Raw genomic sequence first — 17,124 nt, forward strand, 5'->3', positions numbered from 1 at the left:
CGATGAGGCCCTGACTGACGCCACTGCACTTTCTGGAAACACCCATGCCCAACATCCTCCTGGTCGAAGACGACACCGCCCTTGCCGAACTGATCGCCAGCTACCTGGAACGCAACGGTTATTCCGTCAGCGTCATCAGCCGTGGCGATCAGGTGCGCGAGCGGGCGCGGGTCACGCCGCCGGATCTGGTGATCCTCGACCTGATGCTGCCCGGTCTCGACGGCCTGCAAGTCTGTCGCCTGCTGCGTGCCGACTCCGCGACGCTGCCGATCCTGATGCTCACCGCCCGCGACGACAGCCACGATCAGGTGCTGGGCCTGGAAATGGGCGCCGACGACTACGTCACCAAGCCCTGCGAACCACGGGTATTGCTGGCCCGGGTGCGTACCTTGCTGCGGCGCAGCAGTCTCAGCGAACCGCAGACCGCCAATGACCGCATTCTGATGGGTAACCTGTGCATCGACCTGTCCGAGCGCACCGTGACCTGGCGCGAGCAGCCGGTGGAACTGTCCAGCGGCGAATACAATTTGTTGGTGGTGCTGGCCCGGCATGCCGGCGAAGTGCTGAGCCGCGACCAGATCCTGCAACGCCTGCGCGGCATCGAGTTCAACGGCACCGACCGTTCGGTGGACGTGGCGATCTCCAAGCTGCGGCGCAAATTCGATGATCATGCCGGCGAGGCGCGCAAGATCAAGACCGTGTGGGGCAAGGGTTACCTGTTCAGCCGTTCCGAATGGGAATGCTGAGGTCATGTTCAGACTGCTGTTTCGCCTGTACCTGGTGACGATCATTTCGTACAGCGCGGCGATCTATCTGGTGCCGGACCTGGTGATCAAGGTGTTCCAGGAGCGTTTTCTCACCTACAACCTCGATTACTCCCGAGGGCTGCAAACCCTCATCGTCAAACAGTTCAAGGCGGTGCCGACCGAAGAGTGGCCAGCGTTGGCGGCGGAAATGGACAAAGAGTTCCATCCGTTGCACATCGTGCTCAGCGCCAACGACGATCCTGATTTGACCCTCGATGAGCAGGAACGATTGCAGCGTGGCGAGAACGTGGTGCGCATCGGCGACTGGGGCTGGCGCACCCTGGCGGTGGCGCCATTGGACGAGCACACCGTGGTGCAAATGGTGGTGCCGCCGGACCCGATGGACGTCAGCCTGTTGTACTGGAGCATCAACGTGCTGATCGGCGCCACCATGCTCGCCTGCCTGTTGCTGTGGCTACGGCCGCACTGGCGCGATCTGGAACGACTCAAAGGCACCGCTGAACGGTTCGGCAAGGGCCTGTTGAGCGAGCGCACGCAGATTCCCGCCCATTCCAACATCGGTAGCCTGGCCAACGTCTTCGACACCATGGCCGGTGATATCGAAAACCTGCTGAACCAGCAGCGCGACCTGCTCAACGCGGTGTCCCACGAACTGCGCACACCCTTGACCCGCCTGGATTTCGGCCTGGCCCTGGCCCTGTCCGACGACCTGCCGGCCACCAGCCGCCAGCGCCTGCAAGGGTTGGTGGATCACATTCGCGAACTCGATGAATTGGTGCTGGAGCTGCTGTCCTACAGCCGCCTGCAAAACCCGGCGCGGGTGCCGGAACAGGTGGAAGTGTCGCTGGATGAATTCATCGACAGCATCCTGGGCAGCGTCGACGACGAGCAATCGCCGGACATTGTCATCGACGTGCTGCTGCACGGCCAGCTCGAACGCTTCACCCTCGACCCGCGCCTGACCGCCCGCGCCTTGCAAAACCTGCTGCGCAACGCCATGCGTTACTGCGAAAAACGCATCCAGATCGGTGTGCAGGTGTGCCCCAAGGGCTGTGAAATCTGGGTGGACGATGACGGCATCGGCATTCCGGATGACGAGCGCGAGCGGATTTTCGAACCGTTCTACCGCCTCGACCGCAGCCGGGATCGCGCCACCGGCGGCTTTGGCCTGGGGCTGGCGATCAGTCGCCGGGCGCTGGAAGCGCAGGGCGGCACCTTGACCGTGGAAGCCTCGCCGTTGGGCGGGGCGCGGTTCAGGTTGTGGTTGCCGACGCCGGTTTGACACCACATGACCTGTCAAACCTGACAGTAGTCACCTTTGCCATTTAGGCGTTTCATGGTCCCTGTGCAGTCAGGATGTCGCGCCACGCACTGATGACTGGAGGGTGGAGATGGAAGCGCCAACAACAAGCATTGGCAAAGGGACGATCAACGCGATCAGGCTAGTCTGGGTCGATACCCTGTGGACGAAGTTCGCCATGGTCATGCCGGATGACGGCTGTTCCAGGCTGGCGGTCAGGATCGGCCCCAATCTCACGCCGGGGGGACAGGATCAGTTTTTCGTGGGCGACAAGGTGAAATACACGTTGGTACTGGATTCTTCAGGGGAATTTCCGAGGGCGCAGGATCTTGTGAAGTCTGGAGCTGGCAGCAGGTCTGTCTGATCGCCGGCGACTCTGTGGCGAGGGAGCTCGCTCCCGTTGGGGCGCGAAGCGGCCCCGGCATTATTTCAGTCATCGGCGCGCAGGTCTCGCGACTGCTTCGCAGCCGAGCGGGAGCGAGCTCCCTCGCCACAAAGGGCTCATCACGCACTTAAGCGGGTGCGCAACGCCTTGGCCATGCCCTCCAGCTCCGCCATCGGATTGCGTCCGATCAACATCCACGCATGTTCCATGTCAGCCCAGTAAACGATGTTCATCTCGTGCCGGCGCTCCTGGGCGAAGTCCCGGCTGCCGCTGTTGGAACGGGTGATGCACAGCGCCATCGGTCCATGGATCGGATCGAGGAAGTTGATCTGGGCGATGGGGACGCCATCGTATTCGAGGATTTGCGCGCGTTTGAATTCGGCGCGGGGCAAGGTCAACTGCGCGGGCGCGAGGTGCAAGCCCAGGCGCTTGTCGATGGTGTGCAGTTGCAGGCGCTGGGCGGCTTCGTCGTTGGGCAAATGCTCAAGGGTTTGCGGGACGTAAAGCACCATGTAGTCCGCCACCAATTGGCGCCAGCTGCTATTTTCCTGGCTCGCTTGCCAGCCTAAAAACAGGCGGTCCGCCAGCACGCCACTCACCACCAACCCGGCCGCCGCCGCCAGGAACCAGCGGCGATTGAGTGCCGGACGGGCCGGCGAGGGCAGGGTGTCGAGCATGGCTTGCAGGCGATCCACCGGCGCCTGGTGCCCCAACTCATCGTAGGCCGCCTTGAACGGCAGGCTGCTGCGGTTGAGCCATTGCAGGCGCAGGCCGAGCATCGGGTCTTCGGCCACGGCCGCGTCGATGCGCCGGCGCTGTTCGGCGTCGAGTTGGTCGTCCAGGTAAGCCACCAGTTGCTCATCCGGGATTGACGCGTTCATCGACGTTCTCCGGTGAAAGGGTTGGACACGGACTGCAACGGCGGGTATTCAGCAAGTTTGCCCCGGGCGGCGGCCAGGCGGCTCATGACGGTGCCGATGGGCACTTGCAGCACGTCGGCGACTTCGCGGTAGGACAAGCCTTCGACATAGGCCAGAAACACCGTTTCGCGCTGGGCTTCAGGCAGCGCATCCACACGGCGGATGACTTGCGCCGCCATGACATGGGTTTGCGCCACGTACTCACCGTCGAACGACAACACCTCATCACCCTCTATTGTGCCTTGGCCGTGACGCACCCGCCGCGCACGCACCTCATTGAGCCAGATCGAATGCAGAATGCTCATCAGCCAACGGTCCATGCGCGTGCCCGACTCAAATTGCCCGGCCCGTTCCAGCGCCCGCACGCAGGTGGCTTGCACCAGGTCTTCGGCGACGTGCCGCTGCCGGGACAGCAGCAGGCCGTAGCGCCACAAACGCGCCAGGTGCTGGCCCAGTTCTGTCCGTATTGCCTGATCGCTGGCGATAACGGCCTCCGTTATTTCGAAATATCAGGTTTTCGATGAGTCGTTGATGGCTTCGGCCAGGTCCTGGTATTCCTCGCAGGTGGTGTTGCCGCAGATCGATTTGATTGTCTGCAACTGTTCCCGGGCGAGATCCAGTTGACCCTTGATGACGTAGGCTTCGCCGAGATACTCGCGGACCTTTGCGTAGTGCGGGTCGAGCTTGACCGATTGCAGGTAAAAGCCGATGCCTTCATCGGTGCGCCCCAGTTTGCGCGTGGCGTAGCCGCGATAGTTCAAGGCCTTGGCGGTGCGGGGTTCCTTGAGTGTGTCGAGCAATGCCAGCGCTTCTTCGTAGCGTCCGTCCTTGGCCAGTCGATACGCGTAATCGGTACGGTCTGCATCGGACACCCGGTTGCTGGTCTGCTTGACGCATTTGTGCGACTTGGGGTCGTAGACCTGATCTCTGGGGCACTGGGGTTTGGCCGGGGTGTCTTCCTCGCCGTTGGCCCAGGCGTGCGAGCCGGGCAGGACAGTCGCCAATGTCAGCGCAACGGTGAACATCGAATAACGGCTAATCATGGACAATGCTCCAGGGGTGTCAGGGTTGGGACATCGAACAGGCCGAAAAACTCGTGAGCCGGTGACCCGCTTAACTTGAACACCACAGCGTGAACAATTATTCATTTTTTTGTGGCGTTCTGTGCAAGGAAAGCTCAAATCGAAGGGTTATGCTCGTTGGCATCGTTCGTCGATCTGGAGTTTTGCCATGAAAGATCACATTCACCACGCGGCGGCCGCCGGCTACAAGACCGGTACCGACACTTACGTGCGCGGGCGCCCGGACTATCCGCCGCAGGTAGGTGATTGGTTGACGGGCACCCTCGGGTTGAATGCGGATAAAACCGTCGTCGACCTCGGCGCCGGCACCGGCAAGTTCACCGGCCGGCTGGTGGCGACCGGCGCACAAGTCATCGCCGTGGAACCGGTGGCCCAGATGCTGGAAAAACTGTCCGGGGCATTTCCCGACGTCCTGGCTGTCGACGGCACGGCGACGGACTTGCCCTTGCCGGATGCCTCGGTGGATGCGGTGGTCTGTGCCCAGGCGTTTCACTGGTTCGCCAGCGGCGCAGCCCTTGACGAAATCGCCCGCGTACTCAAGCCCGGCGGCAAGCTGGGGCTGGTGTGGAACCTGCGTGACACCCGCGTCGGTTGGGTGCCGAAACTGGACGCGATCGTCAATGCGCTGCAAGGCGATACACCGCGTTATTACACCGGGGCCTGGCGTCGGGTGTTTCCGCATCCAGCGTTCGGGCCGTTGCAGGGGCAGCATTTCAGCCATGGCCATACCGGGTCGCCGGAGGATGTGATTTTCAATCGGGTGCGCTCCACCAGTTTCATCGCAGCGCTGCCGGAGGCTGAGCGGGCGAAGGTTGATGAACAGATCCGGGCGATGATCGCGGGTGAGCCTGGGCTGCGGGGGCGGGATGTGGTGACGGTGCCCTATGAAACGGCGGTGTTTGTGGCGGTGAAGGGCAGTTAGATCGGTTGTGCGGCCATTCGCGAGCAGGCTCGCTCCCACAGTGGAACGCATTTCAAATGTGGGAGCGAGCCTGCTCGCGAAGAGGCCCGCCCAGACACCCCATGTCCAAAAGCAGTCCCGCTTTTGGCCGAACCACTGCCTTACTGCCCACCTCCATGCCTTGTTATAGTCGGGTCTCTTTTTTTGCCCGCTAAAAGGATCACCGGCATGTCTCAATACACCGCGTTCACCGTCGAACTGGTCGATAAAATCGCTCATGTGCAGATCAATCGCCCGGAAAAGATCAACTCGATGAACGCTGCGTTCTGGAGCGAAATCATCGAGATATTCCAGTGGGTCGACGACACCGACGAAGTGCGCGTGGTGGTCCTCAGCGGCGCCGGCAAGCACTTTTCCTCGGGCATCGACCTGATGATGCTGGCTGGCGTGGCCAATGAACTGGGCAAGGACGTCGGGCGTAATGCGCGTCTGCTGCGACGCAAGATCCTCACCTTGCAAGCGTCGTTCAATGCTGTCGACAACTGCCGCAAACCGGTGCTCGCGGCGATTCAGGGTTACTGCCTGGGCGGCGCCATCGACCTGATCGCCGCCTGCGACATGCGTTACGCCGCCGAAGACGCGCAGTTCTCGATCAAGGAAATCGACATCGGCATGGCCGCCGACGTCGGCACGCTGCAACGCTTGCCGCGAATCATTGGTGACGGCATGCTGCGTGAACTGGCTTACACTGGTCGCACCTTCGGCGCCGACGAAGCGCGTGGCATGGGCCTGGTCAATCGCGTCTACAGCGACACCACCAGCCTGCTCGACGGCGTCATGGACATTGCCCGCGAGATTGCAGGCAAGTCGCCGATTGCCGTCACCGGCACCAAGGAGATGATCAGCTACATGCGCGACCATCGCATCGATGACGGCCTCGAATACGTCGCTACATGGAACGCCGCCATGCTGCAATCCACCGACTTGCGTGTGGCCATGGCCGCCCATATGAGCAAACAGAAACCCGAATTTCTGGATTGATTGAAAAATGACTTCACGCTGGACCACTGCAGTTCTGGACACCGATCAACCTGGCGGCTGGGCCGTGGCGCGTAGCCCCGAAGGCTTCCTGTTCGATGACAACGGCGCGTTGTTCCCCCGTGAATGGCTCAAGCGCCAGGACCTGTCGATACTCGCCGAACACGGTATCGGTCATCTTGATGGCGAGCCGGTGTACCTGCTGGAGTTGCGCAGTCACAGCGAAGTGTCGGGCTGCAACTGGAAAGGCCTGCGGGCGTTCATGCTCGAAGGCGATCACACGGTCTACAAGGTGCTCGGTTACGCCGCGCAGATCGGTACCTGGGCCCGTGAGCACCGTTTTTGCGGTAACTGTGGTCAGGCCATGACCCAGGTGCCGCGCGAACGCGCGATGTACTGTCAGCCCTGCGATTTGCGCAGCTACCCGCGGATTTCGCCGAGCATGATCGTGCTGGTGACCCGAGGCGATGAAGTGCTGCTGGCACGCTCGCCGCGGTTCGTCACCGGGGTCTACAGCACGTTGGCGGGGTTTGCCGAGCCAGGCGAATCGGCCGAGGACTGCCTGATTCGCGAAGTTCGCGAAGAAGTGCGGATCGACGTGAAGAACATCCAGTACATGGGCAGCCAGTGCTGGCCGTTCCCGCACTCGATGATGCTCGGCTTCCATGCCGAATACGCCGGCGGCGAGATCGTCTGTCAGGAAGACGAAATCGAAGACGCCCAGTGGTTCAACGTTCACGCGTTGCCGCCGTTGCCGGCTTCACGCTCGATAGCCCGTTACCTGATCGACGTCTACGTGGCGCGGCGTTTAGGCCACGCTGAACCAGTGTTGCCAGGCTAGCCGCACGGTCAGCCCCAGCACCACGGTGATGAACACCGGACGAATGAATTTCGCGCCGCCGCTGATGGCGGTGCGAGCGCCGAAGAAGGCGCCGACCATCACCGACAGGCCCATGCACAGGCCGATGATCCAGTCCACCTGCCCGGAAAACACGAACACCGACAGCGCCGCAATGTTGCTGACGAAGTTCATGCTGCGCGCCACGCCGCTGGCCTTGACCAGATCGATCGGGTACATCAGCAGGCTGCTGACGGTCCAGAACGCACCGGTGCCGGGTCCGGCCACGCCATCGTAGAAACCGAGGCTGAAGCCCTGGGTCGATTGCCACTTTTTCTTGATCGGTGCGTTGCTGTCCAGCGGCGCTTTCGGCGTACCGCCAAACAACAGGTAAAGGCCGCAGGCGAAGACGATCACCGGGAGCATTTTGTTCAGCCATTCCGCCGGCAGGTAATGCGCCACCACGGCACCGGTCAGGGCGCCGACCAGGGTGCCGACGATGGCGTGCATCCACTGCCGGGGATGAAACAGCTTGCGACGGTAAAAGGTGAAACTGGCGGTGGCCGAGCCGAAGGTCGAACTGAGCTTGTTGGTGCCCAGCACCAGGTGCGGTGGCAGGCCGGCGGTGAGCAAGGCCGGGGTGGTCAACAGACCGCCGCCGCCGGCAATGGCGTCGATGAATCCGGCAATGAAAGCGACAAGGGCCAGAATGGCCAGGGTGGTGAGGTCAACGCTGAGTTCGAAAGGCATGGAATCGGCTTAATCGGCAGGGGTGCAGCAAAGGGGCTGCGGGGAAGGGCCGATATCTTACCCATATCCCGCCTTTGCGGCGACCTGTGTGGCCTCTTCGCGAGCAGGCTCGCTCCCACAGTTGAAATGCGTTCCCCTTGTGGGAGCGAGCCTGCTCGCGAAGACTGACTTCCAGACGCTACATCACTTGGCCTGTGGCCCATTGCCGATCTGCCACACAAACGGCGGCTCGGTCCCGCTGATCTCCCAATCCCCGACAATCCGCGCCTTGTAGATCACCGGATTGTGCGACGACACGGTTCGCGCATTGCGCCAATGCCGGTCGAGCGCCTTGCCCTGGCGTATGTCCGATGCCCCGAGCGCGTTGAACAACTGGGTGGTGGCGCGCTGGATCAGCTCGGTGACCACCACCTGTGCCTTCGCCGATTCGATTTCCGCCGCCACATTGGCCGCACGCTCCAGCGCCTCATCGCCCGAAAAGCGCGCCAGATACGCTTGCTGCGCCGGGTGTGCAGCCCTCAAGGCAACGGCCTCGGCGGCATACACCGATGCGGCAATTTCCCCGACCACTTGCTGGATTTGCGCGTCTTCGCTGACGCGTCGGGCATTGCCATGGCTGTAGATGCGTTGGCGCTCACGCACGTGCCGGGCAACATCTCGCAACGCCGCACGGCCGATGCCCGCCAGGGTCGCCAGCAAGACCAACTGATAGAACGCGGTCTGGTATTTGAAGCGGGTGGCAAAGTCGATGACATTTTCGGCTTCCACTTCGGCATCGACAAACCGCGACGTGCCGCTGCCGGTGGTGCGCTGGCCGAAGCCGTCCCAGTCATCGCTCTGCACGATGCCGGGCTGGCGCGTGCGGACCGCGGCAATCACGTCGCCACCGGTGTCGCTGCGCTGGGCATAGACATCGATCCAGTCGGAAAACAGGCTGCCGGTGCTGTAGAACTTCTCGCCGTTGAGCCGCCACCGATCGCCCTCGGGTGAGACTTGAGTGACAACGTCGCCGATGGCCACGTTGCCGATTTCGGTCCAGGCGCAACCGACGATGTCACCGGCGACAAAGCGTTTGAACCACAGATCCCGCACCGGCCCGGACGGGGCGTTGAGGCGATCCTCGGCAAAGGCAAAGTGGCCGCGCAGTGCCTGTGGAATGTTCGAGTCGGCCTCGGCCAGTTCGATCAACAGTTCAAACAACTGCGGCAGCGAAGCGCCGCCACCGCCATATTCACGCGGTACCCGCACGGCGCCGAATCCGGCTTCCTTGAGCCAGCGGATCGGTTCATAGGGCAGTGTGCGCGACTGTTCACGGTCGACGGCGCCCTCGGCAATACGCTGGAAAATCGGCCGGAACCTGGCGGCCAATGACTCATAGTCAGTGCCGACGGACAGCGGGTTGATGATTGGGTGGTCTGTCATGGGGCGGCTCCTGGATTGGACAGTGGATGCCACATGGGATTGCACGGTCCATGCCGGGGAGAAGGCGCCTGGATTTGCTGGGGAGAAGGATTCAGATTCAGCCTGAACTGTTGTCATACCAACAGCGCAACAGCAATTTGCCTTCTACCACACCCGCAACCCTGTGGGAGCGAGCCTGCTCGCGAAGGCGGTTGAACATCCAGCAGATGCGTCGCCTGACACACCGCTTTCGCGAGCAGGCTCACTCCCACAGGGGTTTGCGCTTGGTTCAAGACAACAGTGCGAAGCACTGGCACGCTTGCTGCTCATGCCAAAGGACTCCCCAACGTCCCGAGGACACGCCAATGAGTCAGCAAGCCGTCAAATTTGCCTACTGGGTACCTAACGTCAGCGGTGGGCTGGTGGTCAGCAAGATCGAGCAACGCACCCACTGGGGCATCGACTACAACCGTAAACTGGCACAACTGGCCGAAGAGGCGGGGTTTGAATATGCCCTGACGCAGATTCGTTTCACCGCCGGTTACGGTGCTGAATACCAGCATGAGTCGGTGGCGTTCAGTCACGCGTTGCTGGCCGCGACGACCCGGCTGAAAGTGATCGCCGCCATCCTGCCGGGGCCATGGCAACCGGCGTTGGCGGCCAAGCAACTGGCGACCATCGATCAACTCACTGATGGCCGGGTGGCGGTGAACATCGTCAGCGGCTGGTTCAAGGGCGAATTTCAGGCCATCGGCGAACACTGGCTGGAACACGACGAACGCTATCGCCGTTCCGAAGAGTTCATTCGCTCGCTCAAAGGCATCTGGACCCAGGACAACTTCACCTTTCGCGGCGACTTCTACCGATTCGACCATTACAGCCTCAAACCCAAGCCCCTGGGCCGGCCGGAAATTTTCCAGGGCGGCAGCTCCCGCGCGGCACGGGACATGGCGGCGCGGGTGTCGGATTGGTACTTCACCAACGGCAACACGCCGGAAGGCATCAAGGTCCAGGTCGATGACATCCGCGCCAAGGCGGCGGCGAACAATCATTCGGTGAAAATCGGCGTGAACGCGTTTGTGATTGCCCGGGATACCGAAGAGGAGGCGCGAGCGGTACTGGCGCAGATCATCGATCAGGCCGATCCGGAAGCGGTCAATGCCTTTGGCGATGCAGCGAAACAGGCGGGCAGGGCGTCGCCCGAAGGTGAGGGCAACTGGGCGAAATCGACCTTCGAGGATCTGGTGCAATACAACGATGGCTTCAAGACCAACCTGATCGGCACGCCCGAGCAAATCGCCGAACGCATCGTGGCACTCAAGGCGGTGGGTGTGGACCTGGTGCTGGCGGGGTTCCTGCACTTTCAGGAGGAGGTCGAGTATTTCGGCAGTCGGGTGTTGCCGTTGGTGCGTAAGCTGGAGTCTGAGGCGCATTTGAACCAGGCCGCGGTCGCCTGATTACCGAAGAAACACTGTGGGAGCGAGCCTGCTCGCGAAAGCGATGCATCAGTCAACATGAATGTTGAACCTGACGGCCCCTTCGCGAGCAGGCTCGCTCCCACATTTGGTTCAGTGTTTAGAGGCCGAGATCCGACAGCCCCGGATGGTCGTCAGGACGACGCCCCAGTGGCCAGTGGAACTTGCGCTCGCTTTCCTTGATCGGCATGTCGTTGATGCAGGCAAAGCGGTGGGCCATCAAGCCTTGCTCGTTGAACTCCCAGTTTTCGTTGCCATAGGAACGGAACCAGTTGCCCGAATCGTCGTGCCACTCATAGGCATAACGCACGGCGATGCGGTTGTCGGTGAACGCCCAGAGTTCCTTGATCAGGCGATACTCGAGCTCCCTGGCCCATTTACGGGTCAGGAAACCCTTGGCTTCTTCGCGGTTGTAGGCGAACTCGGCGCGGTTACGCCATTGGGTGTCCAGGGTGTAGGCCAGCGACACGCGTTCCGGGTCGCGGGAGTTCCAGCCGTCTTCGGCCAGGCGGACTTTTCCGATGGCCGATTCACGGGTGAAGGGCGGCAATGGCGGACGAACTTCGGCATTAGACATTTCAAGTCTCCGTAGAAAATTAACGTTAGAGCAAGTTGTCGGGCTTGATTAAGTTGTTACAGGTCCAATAACTTTCGCGCCATGCATTGCGCATTATCGGCGGCACTGTGATCACCCATTACAAGCGCCACGGTTATGGCACCGTCAATCAGGATCAGCAGCTGTTTGGCCAGCAGCTGCGGATCTTCGGCGCCATGTTCGGTACACAGCTCGCACACGTAGTCGAGCAGTTTCTGTTTGTGGTCCCTGGCGACCAGGCGAACCGGGTCTTGCGGATCGCCGGTTTCGCCGCTGGTGTTGATGAACGCGCAGCCGCGAAAGCCTTCGGAGACGAACCAGGACTTGAGCACGGTAAACAGGTTGAGCAGGCGGTCGGCCGGCGTTTCAGCCTGGTCGACCTCGCTTCTGTACCAGTGCATCCAGCGTTGGTCCCGACGTTGCAGGGCCGCGACGGTGAGCTCCTCCTTGTTGGCGAAGTAGCGGTAGATGCTTTTTCTGGAGACGCCGGCGGTTTTCACCAGAAGATCCATGCCCGTGGCGGCAATGCCACTTTTGTAGATCAACTTTTCGGTGACATCCAGAATGATGTCGCGTGTGTCGTTGCTAGTAATATCGTTCATGTGGCTAACAGTAGAACGATCGTTCTCCTTGGTCAAATGGTTTTTGTGTTGTCAGATAGATTGCCATCGCCAGCAGGCTGGCTCCCACAGATGGACGCGTTCAAACTGTGGGGGCCAGCCTGCTGGCGATGGGGTCCTTACAGACAGTAACAAGACCCAAGCCGATCCATGGTGTAAGCTCTCGAACTCTCTGGATTCGACCCGATTGCGAGCCCTATGCCGTTGCTTTTCAAACGCTCCCTGCTGCCAAAACTGCGCAGTTTTCCGCTGACCGCCGATGCCGTCACCATCCTCTCTGGCGCTGCCGAGTTCCGTCGTTGCCTGCTGGAAAAAATCGCCGGCGCCACACAGCGCATCTATATCGTTGCGCTGTACCTGCAACAGGATGAAGCCGGCCAGGACATTCTCGATGCCTTGCACGCCGCCAAACTCAAGCGCCCGCAACTGGACGTGGTGGTGGTCGTCGACTGGCTGCGCGCCCAGCGCGGTTTGATCGGTGCCGGCAAGCAACCGGGCAATTCGGCCTGGTATCAGGACATGACCCGCACCCACGCCAGCGAAGTTCCGATCTACGGCGTACCGGTGCAGACCCGCGAACTGTTCGGCGTATTGCACCTGAAGGGCTTCGTCATCGATGACTGCGTGATCTACAGCGGCGCGAGCCTGAACAACGTCTATCTGCACAAATTCGACAAATACCGCTACGACCGTTACCACCTGCTGCACAACCGCGCCCTGGCCGACTCGATGCAGCATCTGGTTCAGCATGGCCTGGTGGCTTCCAAAGCCGTGCATCGTCTCGATCTGCCGAACCTGCCGACCACCCGCAGCCTGCGCAATGACATCGGTGACTTGCGCAGCCGGCTCAAGCACGCCGCGTACGACACCACCGAGGGCACGACAGATAAGGGCGGTCTGTCGGTGAGCCCGTTATTGGGCGTGGGCAAGAACAACCCGCTGAGCCGGGTGATTTGCGAACTGATCGCCAGCACCCAGCATCAACTGACCATCTGCACGCCGTACTTCAACCTGCCGCTGGCCGTGACCCGGGAAATCAACCGGGCACTGGCCCGTGGCGTGAAGATCGACATCGTGGTCGGCGACAAGACCGCCAACGACTTCTACATTCCGCCGAGCGAGCCGTTCAAGGTGATCGCGGCGCTGCCGTACCTCTACGAAATCAGCCTGCGCCGGTTCGCCAAGCGCCATCAGCGCAACATCGACAGCGGCCAGTTGAACCTGCACCTGTGGAAGGAAGGCGATAACACGTACCACCTCAAGGGCATGTGGGTGGACAAGCGCTACACCTTGCTGACCGGCAACAACCTCAACCCTCGGGCGTTCCGCCTCGATCTGGAAAACGCCTTGCTGATCGATGATCCGAAAGGCGAGTTGCTTGAGTCCCGCCGCAAGGAGTTGAAAGAGATCTTCCAGCACACGACGCGCATCGAGCGTTATCAGGACCTGGAAACATTGCCCGAGTACCCGGCGGGGGTGGCCAGGTTTCTCAAACGTGTGAGTCGCGTGCGGATCGAGCGGTTGCTCTACCGCATTCTGTAAAAAAGCATTCGCGAGCAGGCTCGCTCCCACAGTGGATTCGTGTTCGGCACATAACCCTGTGGGAGCGAGCCTGCTCGCGAAGAGGCCCGCTCAGGCGTAACAAGACTCAGTTCAAACCCAGCTTGCCGCGCAACGTCGACAAATCCTCAGCCAGTGTATTCACCGGCCCGACCAGCGCCTTGCGGTCGTTCTCCTTCACCTTGTCATAGGTCTCGAATCCGCCACCCTGGGTCTTGTACTTGGCCAGAATGGTATTCACCGTGGCGAAGTTCCTGTCGACTTTGGCGACGAATGCCGCGTCCTGTTTCTCGATCTGCGGACGGAACAGGTCGACGATTTTCTTCGCCCCGTCGATGTTGCCCTGGAAGTCGTACAGGTCGGTGTGGCTGTAGCGATCTTCCTCGCCGGAGATCTTGGTGGCCGCTACTTCTTCCAGCAGCGCAGCGGCGCCGCCGACGACTTTTTCCGGCGGGAAGGTCAGGCCGGCGACGCGGGTTTGCAGGTCCTTGACGTCGTTGTTCAGGCCATCCGCCAGTTCACCCAGGCCCCGGGTGCTGTTTTCCGAGAACAGCGAGTATTCGATGCGGTGGAATCCGGTGAAGTCTTCGGCCTTTACGCCTTTTTCGTGGTCATCGACCCGGGAGTCGATGGACGCATCGAGGTCACTGAACAGCTCGGCAATCGGCTCGATCGACTCGTAGTAAACCCGGGTCGGCGCATAGAGTTTTTTCGCGGTGGCCAGGTCGCCTTTTTTCACCGCGTCGGTGAACTGTCGGGTGTGGCTGGCCAGCTCATCCAGTTGTTCGGTGACGTAGATCTTGTAGTCGGAAATCGGCTGCACCAACTCCAGCGGCGCCGTCGCGGCGAACGCTGAAAACGGGGTGTTGAGCAAACCTAGGGTCAGCATTAACGCCAGTGGCGATTTTTTCATCAGAGGGCTCCGTAGGGGTCAGGTTGTTGTTTTTGGTTGAGTAGCGTTGAGCAGCGAGCGGCCGATGTAATCCTGATCGCCGTTCACACCGGGCAAAGTGAAGAAATACCCACCGCCGACCGGCTTGAGGTATTCCTCCAGCGGTTCGCCGTTGAGCCTGGTTTGCACGGTGATAAAGCCTTTCTCCAGATCGGCCTGGTAGCAGATGAACAGCAGGCCCATGTCCAGCTGACCGTTCTTGTTCACGCCGTTGGAGTAGTTGAACGGTCGGCGCAGGATCAGATTGGCTTGGGTCGCGGCGGTGCGCGGGTTGGCCAGGCGGATGTGGGCATCGAGTTTGGTCAGCTTGCCTTCGGGGTCTTTGGCGTAATCTGGCACTTCGGTTTCATGGCTGCCGCCGATGGGCGCGCCGCTGCTTTTGACCCGGCCGAGAATGCTTTCCTGTTCCTGCAAGGGCGTGCGGTCCCAACGCTCGACGAAGTTGCGGATGATCCGCACCGCTTGATAGCTGCCGTTGGCCGCCCAGGTCGGTTCGTCGCTGCCGGGCTGGACCCAGACGATGCGGTCCATGGCTTTGCCGTCGTTGGAATCGGGGTTGGCCGAACCGTCGCGAAAACCGAGGAAATTGCGTGCGCTCTGTGCGGGCACGCCGGGTTTGGCCGGGGCCTGGGGCGGCACGCTGCCTTCCTGTTTCCAGCGCACCAGCAGCAGGTCGGGGAGGTTTTTTACGATGTCGCGCAGGGCGTGGATGTTGGTGTCGGCGGTGTTGGCGCAGAACTGCAGGCTCAGGTCGCCGTGGCAGCAATCGGCTTCCAGTGCATCGTTGGGGAAACCGACCATGCGGACAAGGCGCTTGGGCTTGGCATCGGCGAGACCGAAACGCTCGTCGAACAAGGATTCGCCCACTGACACGGTGATGGTCAGGTTGTCCGGCGTGACCACTGGCCCAAGAATCCCGGAATCCACCGGCGGCAGCTTCGGGTCGACCTGAGCGACCGGGCCGCCCGTCATCAAAAACGCGATGCGTTCGTTGAGGGTGAGGAACAGGCGCTCCAGATCTTCACGGTCGCTGGCCAGCACATCGAATGCCACCAGCATGCCCGATGCCGGTCGCGGGGTGACGATGCCGCTCTGGTGTTTGCCGTGGAAATCATGGCGGTCTTCGGTGCGGTCACTGCTGGGGGCTTGGGTCACTTGCGCGGCACCAGCGGCCATGGCCGGGCAGCTCAGGGCTGAACCCGCAAGGGCGACACCGGCGACGCCCATGCCCATCAATACCCGGCGGCGCTGGAGGTTGAACTGCTCTGAATCGTTCATCTGAAAGTCGTCTTCTGCTTACAGGCCGCTAAGGCCAAGGGCGGGATCAATCGCGTCAAGTGCAGCGGCCAATGCTTTGGCCTTGTCGGCAATCTGCGTGCGCTGACCGGCACTGACGCTGTCGTAGCTGGCGTAACCGTCGTTGACCTTGAAGCCATTGAGTTCGGACTCGAATGCGACAAGGGCGCTGTCGATGTTCGGCAACAGGTCGGCGGCGGATTTAGTCAGCAACGGGCGCAGCAGCTCGACGACTTTGCGCGCAGCGTCGAAGTTGCCGACAAAGCCGTTCAGGTCGCTGTGGCTGTAGCGTTCTTCTTCACCGCTGCCGGCACGGACGTCGGCGAGGCTGTTGAGGTTGCGCACCACGGTGCTCACCAGTTGTTCCGGCGGCAACGACTGGGCCAGCAGCTGTTGCTTGAGGGTGGTGACATCGGTCAGAAGGCGCTGGGCGACCGGTGCCAGACCGTCGAGGTTGCGTTGCTGGAACAGCGCGTATTCGAGGCGATGGAAACCGGTGAACGCCGGGTCCTGCTCGCGTTTTTCGAAGTAATCGGCACGGGCGTTGATCCCGTTGTCGAGCTCCGCCAGGCGTTGGGCAGCCGGGGCCAGGCGCTGGTAAGCAGCGCGGGCCGGAATGTACAAGGTTTGAGCCTGACTCAAATCGCCAGCTTCGATGGCTTGATTCAGTGCGGTAACGGCCTTGATCAGCGTCGTGCCCTGGTTGCTGAGGTACACGCGAAATTCCGACAACGGCCCGACAAACGCCACCATCGACGGTTTGGCCTTGGCCGCCGCGTCGGAAGCGGCTGTCGGCGTAACGTGCAAGGTCCCGCGCGGGTTGCTCAGCAGACCGCAGGTGATCGCGTAATCGCCGGGCAACAGGTCGGCATTGATCACCTGGCTCAGGCCCGGCGCGATGTTTTCCCGTTCTTCGACCACCAGCACGCCGTCGAGGATTTCCCATTCAACAGCCCGATCCGAGCGGTTGACGATACGGAAACTGGCGCGACCGGCGGGAACGGTCAGGGCACCAGGCTCGCAACGGTGCGGGTGAATGGTCACCAACACTTCATCATGGTTGGCCTGGCGCTTGGCCGCGGCCATTTTCGAGGCGTAGTAGAACAGGCCGCCGGCGGCGATCATCACGATCACCGAACCGGCCACCGCCCAGCGCAGGGCGCGGGGAGGGGGAGCCTGGGTTGGGGCTGGAGTTGGCATGGTTGCCCTTACTGATTGGAAACTGAAAAGTGACTGACCCTGTG

At 61.4% G+C, this 17,124-nt stretch carries 18 protein-coding genes; 8 read left to right on the top strand and 10 right to left on the bottom strand.

Annotation, left to right across the window (positions count from 1 at the left end; translation table 11 throughout):
* The first annotated feature begins 44 nt into the window (after nucleotides 1–44).
* The 3 genes from CKW21_RS15285 to CKW21_RS15295 all read left to right on the top strand — a co-directional run bounded on the left by CKW21_RS15285 (nucleotide 45) and on the right by CKW21_RS15295 (nucleotide 2,431).
* Nucleotides 45–746, top strand: coding sequence for a response regulator transcription factor (locus CKW21_RS15285; protein WP_095194774.1), 702 nt, complete (start codon nucleotides 45–47; stop codon nucleotides 744–746).
* A gap of 4 nt (nucleotides 747–750) precedes the next feature.
* The gene (locus tag CKW21_RS15290; RefSeq protein WP_095194775.1) at nucleotides 751–2,049 is read left to right on the top strand and encodes an ATP-binding protein; all 1,299 of its coding nucleotides are present in this window, start codon (nucleotides 751–753) and stop codon (nucleotides 2,047–2,049) included.
* Between the two features lie 109 nt (nucleotides 2,050–2,158).
* Nucleotides 2,159–2,431 (top strand): hypothetical protein, encoded by a 273-nt coding sequence (locus CKW21_RS15295; RefSeq protein ID WP_095194776.1) that lies wholly within the window; start codon nucleotides 2,159–2,161, stop codon nucleotides 2,429–2,431.
* 140 nt (nucleotides 2,432–2,571) lie between these two features.
* On the opposite strand, the gene CKW21_RS15300 is transcribed toward CKW21_RS15295, so the two are convergent.
* From CKW21_RS15300 to CKW21_RS15310, 3 genes are all read right to left on the bottom strand, one after another.
* Complete coding sequence (locus tag CKW21_RS15300; protein WP_095194777.1) at nucleotides 2,572–3,333, bottom strand: anti-sigma factor; 762 nt, start codon at nucleotides 3,331–3,333, stop codon at nucleotides 2,572–2,574.
* A complete protein-coding gene (locus tag CKW21_RS15305) occupies nucleotides 3,330–3,815 on the bottom strand; it encodes a sigma-70 family RNA polymerase sigma factor (protein ID WP_095194778.1) in 486 nt (161 codons plus the stop codon). Before CKW21_RS15305 ends, CKW21_RS15300 begins: the two co-directional genes overlap by 4 nt.
* A 66-nt stretch (nucleotides 3,816–3,881) precedes the next feature.
* Nucleotides 3,882–4,415 carry a tetratricopeptide repeat protein gene (locus CKW21_RS15310; protein ID WP_095194779.1) on the bottom strand — a complete coding sequence of 178 codons (534 nt, stop codon included), beginning with the start codon at nucleotides 4,413–4,415 and terminating at the stop codon, nucleotides 3,882–3,884.
* Between the two features lie 187 nt (nucleotides 4,416–4,602).
* On the opposite strand from CKW21_RS15310, the gene CKW21_RS15315 reads away from it, so the two are divergent.
* The 3 genes from CKW21_RS15315 (at nucleotide 4,603) to nudC (ending at nucleotide 7,234) form a co-directional block, all read left to right on the top strand.
* Nucleotides 4,603–5,376: a class I SAM-dependent methyltransferase gene (locus CKW21_RS15315; protein ID WP_095194780.1), complete on the top strand. Its 774-nt coding sequence runs from the start codon at nucleotides 4,603–4,605 to the stop codon at nucleotides 5,374–5,376.
* A 207-nt stretch (nucleotides 5,377–5,583) separates the two neighbouring features.
* On the top strand, nucleotides 5,584–6,396 hold the full coding sequence (locus CKW21_RS15320) for a crotonase/enoyl-CoA hydratase family protein (protein WP_095194781.1): 813 nt from the start codon (nucleotides 5,584–5,586) through the stop codon (nucleotides 6,394–6,396).
* Between the two features lie 7 nt (nucleotides 6,397–6,403).
* Entirely contained in the window at nucleotides 6,404–7,234 is an 831-nt protein-coding gene (nudC, locus tag CKW21_RS15325; protein WP_095194782.1) for an NAD(+) diphosphatase, read from the top strand.
* On the opposite strand, the gene CKW21_RS15330 is transcribed toward nudC, so the two are convergent.
* Entirely contained in the window at nucleotides 7,202–7,981 is a 780-nt protein-coding gene (locus CKW21_RS15330) for a TSUP family transporter (protein WP_095194783.1), read from the bottom strand. The genes nudC and CKW21_RS15330 overlap by 33 nt on opposite strands.
* Nucleotides 7,982–8,164: 183 nt before the next feature.
* On the bottom strand, nucleotides 8,165–9,403 hold the full coding sequence (locus tag CKW21_RS15335) for an acyl-CoA dehydrogenase family protein (RefSeq protein WP_095194784.1): 1,239 nt from the start codon (nucleotides 9,401–9,403) through the stop codon (nucleotides 8,165–8,167).
* A gap of 344 nt (nucleotides 9,404–9,747) precedes the next feature.
* On the opposite strand from CKW21_RS15335, the gene sfnG reads away from it, so the two are divergent.
* Entirely contained in the window at nucleotides 9,748–10,839 is a 1,092-nt protein-coding gene (gene sfnG / locus CKW21_RS15340) for a dimethylsulfone monooxygenase SfnG (RefSeq protein WP_095194785.1), read from the top strand.
* A gap of 118 nt (nucleotides 10,840–10,957) precedes the next feature.
* Here sfnG and CKW21_RS15345 read toward each other — a convergent pair whose 3' ends face one another.
* Nucleotides 10,958–11,434 (bottom strand): nuclear transport factor 2 family protein, encoded by a 477-nt coding sequence (locus tag CKW21_RS15345; protein ID WP_095194786.1) that lies wholly within the window; start codon nucleotides 11,432–11,434, stop codon nucleotides 10,958–10,960.
* A gap of 56 nt (nucleotides 11,435–11,490) precedes the next feature.
* Nucleotides 11,491–12,054, bottom strand: a complete 564-nt coding sequence (locus CKW21_RS15350; protein ID WP_095194787.1) for a TetR/AcrR family transcriptional regulator — start codon at nucleotides 12,052–12,054, stop codon at nucleotides 11,491–11,493.
* Between the two features lie 216 nt (nucleotides 12,055–12,270).
* On the opposite strand from CKW21_RS15350, the gene pssA reads away from it, so the two are divergent.
* Nucleotides 12,271–13,614: a CDP-diacylglycerol--serine O-phosphatidyltransferase gene (gene pssA, locus CKW21_RS15355; protein ID WP_095194788.1), complete on the top strand. Its 1,344-nt coding sequence runs from the start codon at nucleotides 12,271–12,273 to the stop codon at nucleotides 13,612–13,614.
* Nucleotides 13,615–13,720: 106 nt separating this feature from the next.
* On the opposite strand, the gene efeO (CKW21_RS15360) is transcribed toward pssA, so the two are convergent.
* The 3 genes from efeO (CKW21_RS15360) to efeO (CKW21_RS15370) are packed head-to-tail and all read right to left on the bottom strand — an operon-like array spanning nucleotide 13,721 to nucleotide 17,080.
* A complete protein-coding gene (gene efeO, locus CKW21_RS15360) occupies nucleotides 13,721–14,545 on the bottom strand; it encodes an iron uptake system protein EfeO (protein ID WP_095194789.1) in 825 nt (274 codons plus the stop codon).
* 18 nt (nucleotides 14,546–14,563) lie between these two features.
* Nucleotides 14,564–15,862, bottom strand: a complete 1,299-nt coding sequence (gene efeB, locus CKW21_RS15365; RefSeq protein ID WP_095194790.1) for an iron uptake transporter deferrochelatase/peroxidase subunit — start codon at nucleotides 15,860–15,862, stop codon at nucleotides 14,564–14,566.
* A gap of 18 nt (nucleotides 15,863–15,880) precedes the next feature.
* The gene (gene efeO, locus CKW21_RS15370; protein WP_095194791.1) at nucleotides 15,881–17,080 is read right to left on the bottom strand and encodes an iron uptake system protein EfeO; all 1,200 of its coding nucleotides are present in this window, start codon (nucleotides 17,078–17,080) and stop codon (nucleotides 15,881–15,883) included.
* Between the last annotated feature and the right edge of the window lie 44 nt (nucleotides 17,081–17,124).

Source organism: Pseudomonas sp. Irchel 3A7 (assembly GCF_900187565.1).
Classification (GTDB): domain Bacteria; phylum Pseudomonadota; class Gammaproteobacteria; order Pseudomonadales; family Pseudomonadaceae; genus Aquipseudomonas.

Coding starts and splice junctions, on each gene's coding strand:
- CKW21_RS15285 (WP_095194774.1), top strand. CDS start 45: ATGCCCAACATCCTCCTGGTCGAAGACGACACCGCCCTTGCCGAACTG.
- CKW21_RS15290 (WP_095194775.1), top strand. CDS start 751: ATGTTCAGACTGCTGTTTCGCCTGTACCTGGTGACGATCATTTCGTAC.
- CKW21_RS15295 (WP_095194776.1), top strand. CDS start 2,159: ATGGAAGCGCCAACAACAAGCATTGGCAAAGGGACGATCAACGCGATC.
- CKW21_RS15300 (WP_095194777.1), bottom strand. CDS start 3,333: ATGAACGCGTCAATCCCGGATGAGCAACTGGTGGCTTACCTGGACGAC.
- CKW21_RS15310 (WP_095194779.1), bottom strand. CDS start 4,415: ATGATTAGCCGTTATTCGATGTTCACCGTTGCGCTGACATTGGCGACT.
- CKW21_RS15315 (WP_095194780.1), top strand. CDS start 4,603: ATGAAAGATCACATTCACCACGCGGCGGCCGCCGGCTACAAGACCGGT.
- CKW21_RS15320 (WP_095194781.1), top strand. CDS start 5,584: ATGTCTCAATACACCGCGTTCACCGTCGAACTGGTCGATAAAATCGCT.
- nudC (WP_095194782.1), top strand. CDS start 6,404: ATGACTTCACGCTGGACCACTGCAGTTCTGGACACCGATCAACCTGGC.
- CKW21_RS15330 (WP_095194783.1), bottom strand. CDS start 7,981: ATGCCTTTCGAACTCAGCGTTGACCTCACCACCCTGGCCATTCTGGCC.
- CKW21_RS15335 (WP_095194784.1), bottom strand. CDS start 9,403: ATGACAGACCACCCAATCATCAACCCGCTGTCCGTCGGCACTGACTAT.
- sfnG (WP_095194785.1), top strand. CDS start 9,748: ATGAGTCAGCAAGCCGTCAAATTTGCCTACTGGGTACCTAACGTCAGC.
- CKW21_RS15345 (WP_095194786.1), bottom strand. CDS start 11,434: ATGTCTAATGCCGAAGTTCGTCCGCCATTGCCGCCCTTCACCCGTGAA.
- CKW21_RS15350 (WP_095194787.1), bottom strand. CDS start 12,054: ATGAACGATATTACTAGCAACGACACACGCGACATCATTCTGGATGTC.
- pssA (WP_095194788.1), top strand. CDS start 12,271: ATGCCGTTGCTTTTCAAACGCTCCCTGCTGCCAAAACTGCGCAGTTTT.
- efeO (WP_095194789.1), bottom strand. CDS start 14,545: ATGAAAAAATCGCCACTGGCGTTAATGCTGACCCTAGGTTTGCTCAAC.
- efeB (WP_095194790.1), bottom strand. CDS start 15,862: ATGAACGATTCAGAGCAGTTCAACCTCCAGCGCCGCCGGGTATTGATG.
- efeO (WP_095194791.1), bottom strand. CDS start 17,080: ATGCCAACTCCAGCCCCAACCCAGGCTCCCCCTCCCCGCGCCCTGCGC.